The sequence below is a fragment of the Brevibacterium sp. VCM10 genome, from assembly GCF_000583215.1.
Lineage (GTDB): Bacteria > Actinomycetota > Actinomycetes > Actinomycetales > Brevibacteriaceae > Brevibacterium > Brevibacterium linens.
The window spans coordinates 1-1787 of record NZ_JAJB01000115.1 but is presented as its reverse complement, the minus strand read 5'-3'; the positions used below and the strand labels follow the sequence as shown (position 1 = coordinate 1787).

The following is a 1787-nucleotide window of genomic DNA, read 5'->3' as shown; positions in this document are numbered from 1 at the left end:
CAACCTCCTCGGCGAGGCCGGGGACCTGTCCCTGGGTGAGGAGGAGACGATCCTCGACGGACTGCCGACGGCGAACTTCCACAACGGCGGGCGGTTGGCATTCGGCCCCGACGGGATGCTCTATGCCACGCTCGGCGATACGGGCGATCGCGACAGTGCCCAGGATGAACAGGCGCTGTCGGGAAAGATTCTGCGCATGACGCCCGATGGCGAGGTGCCCGACGACAATCCGTTCGGCGACTCGCTCGTGTACAGCATGGGACATCGGAACCCGCAGGGCATCGGGTGGGACGACGAGGGCACGATGTATGCCTCGGAGTTCGGGCAGGACACGTGGGATGAGCTCAACGTCATCGAAGCCGGAGGAAACTACGGCTGGCCCGAGGTCGAAGGCATCGCCGAGGATGGCGGCGCGGGTGACGGCTCGGGCGGAGGCGAGGGCGGCGGCGACCCGGGCGGCGGGGCTGGTGATTTCATCGATCCGGTGCAGCAGTGGTCACCCGACCAAGCGAGCCCGTCCGGACTGGCCGTCACCGAGGACAGCATCCTCATCGCCGGACTCCGCGGGCAACGACTGCACCGGGTGCCACTTGATGACCTGGCGTCATCGTCGCAGCTGTGGACCGGTGATTACGGGCGACTGCGCGATGTGGTCGAGGCACCCGACGGTTCGCTGCTCGTACTGACGAACAACACCGACGGTCGCGGAGATCCCGGCCCGGACGACGACCGCCTCCTGCGCTTCACGCCCTGACGGCGCTAGCCCGGTTATCGCTGCGTAAACCGGCCGACAACCGGACACACGCGTAAACGCCAGGCCCGCCCGCCCCGCAGATACGACCAAGGCCCCGAACGCTCTTCGCGTTCGGGGCCTCGTGACAGACGTGCTGCGTCGGTCGCCGGACTGCTCGCTCAGTTGTCCTTGGTTCCGGGCAGGCCCTGGGACTTGCGGCGCATGAGCAGGACGACGATGACGATGATGGCCAGGCCGCCCACGGACAGCAGCACGATCATCGGCGTCGACATTCCGGAATCGCTGCCGGTGGACTCGCCGATCTCGCCGCGATCCTCGGTGTCCTTGCCCGGCTCGTCGACGACTCCGCCGCCGAGCCCGGCCTTCGTCGACTCTCCGGACGACTCCTTGACCTCACCGCCGGCCCCTTCGGAATCCTTGATCGTAAACGAGTAGTCGCCGGAGATCGGGTGGCCGTCCTGCGACACCACGCGCCAGGTGACCTTGTAATCGCCGGGCTTGAGATCGTCGGGCAGAGCGACGCTGAGCTTCTTGCCCTCAACGGTCAGCTCACCTGCGGAGACATCTTTGCCGTCGACGACGACCTTGACCTCGGAGCCGACTTCCTGGATGTCGCCGGAGAAGGTCATCTCGAGCCATTTGGGCTGCTGGTCGAGCTCGGCACCGTCCTCGGGGTTCGACGACACCAGCTGATCATGCGCACTGGCGGCGGGAGCGAAAGCGAACACGCTCATCGCGGCCACCAGCAGGGCGGCGAAGCCCAGCCTGAGAGCGGACCAGTTCTGTCGTGTCATGAGACGGGTCATGAGAGTTTCTCCTTCGAGGCGTACCTGCGATTTCGATCGTGTCAGCGAGCTTGTGCTTACCAGTATCACTGAGATTTCGCGGCCAGCGTGCGCAGACGATCCGTGATTCCCGGCACGGACACTTCAATTGTCTCAAGAGTTTCTTCGAAATGCTTGAATTCCCCGTACCAGGGATCCTCGACATCGGGGGCGGGGATGTCGTCATCTCTCGCCGAGGCGGCGCTGAC

At 65.4% G+C, this 1787-nt stretch carries 2 protein-coding genes; one reads left to right on the top strand and one right to left on the bottom strand.

Going from position 1 to position 1787, the window contains the following annotated elements; translation table 11 throughout:
* A partial coding sequence (locus AD89_RS0117560; RefSeq protein WP_025780966.1) for a PQQ-dependent sugar dehydrogenase occupies positions 1–754 on the top strand: 754 nt, incomplete at its 5' end.
* A 158-nt stretch (positions 755–912) separates the two neighbouring features.
* Here the strand turns inward: AD89_RS0117560 and AD89_RS0117555 are convergent.
* Positions 913–1560, bottom strand: a complete 648-nt coding sequence (locus AD89_RS0117555) for a copper resistance CopC family protein (protein WP_231488772.1) — start codon at positions 1558–1560, stop codon at positions 913–915.
* Positions 1561–1787: the final 227 nt, after the last annotated feature.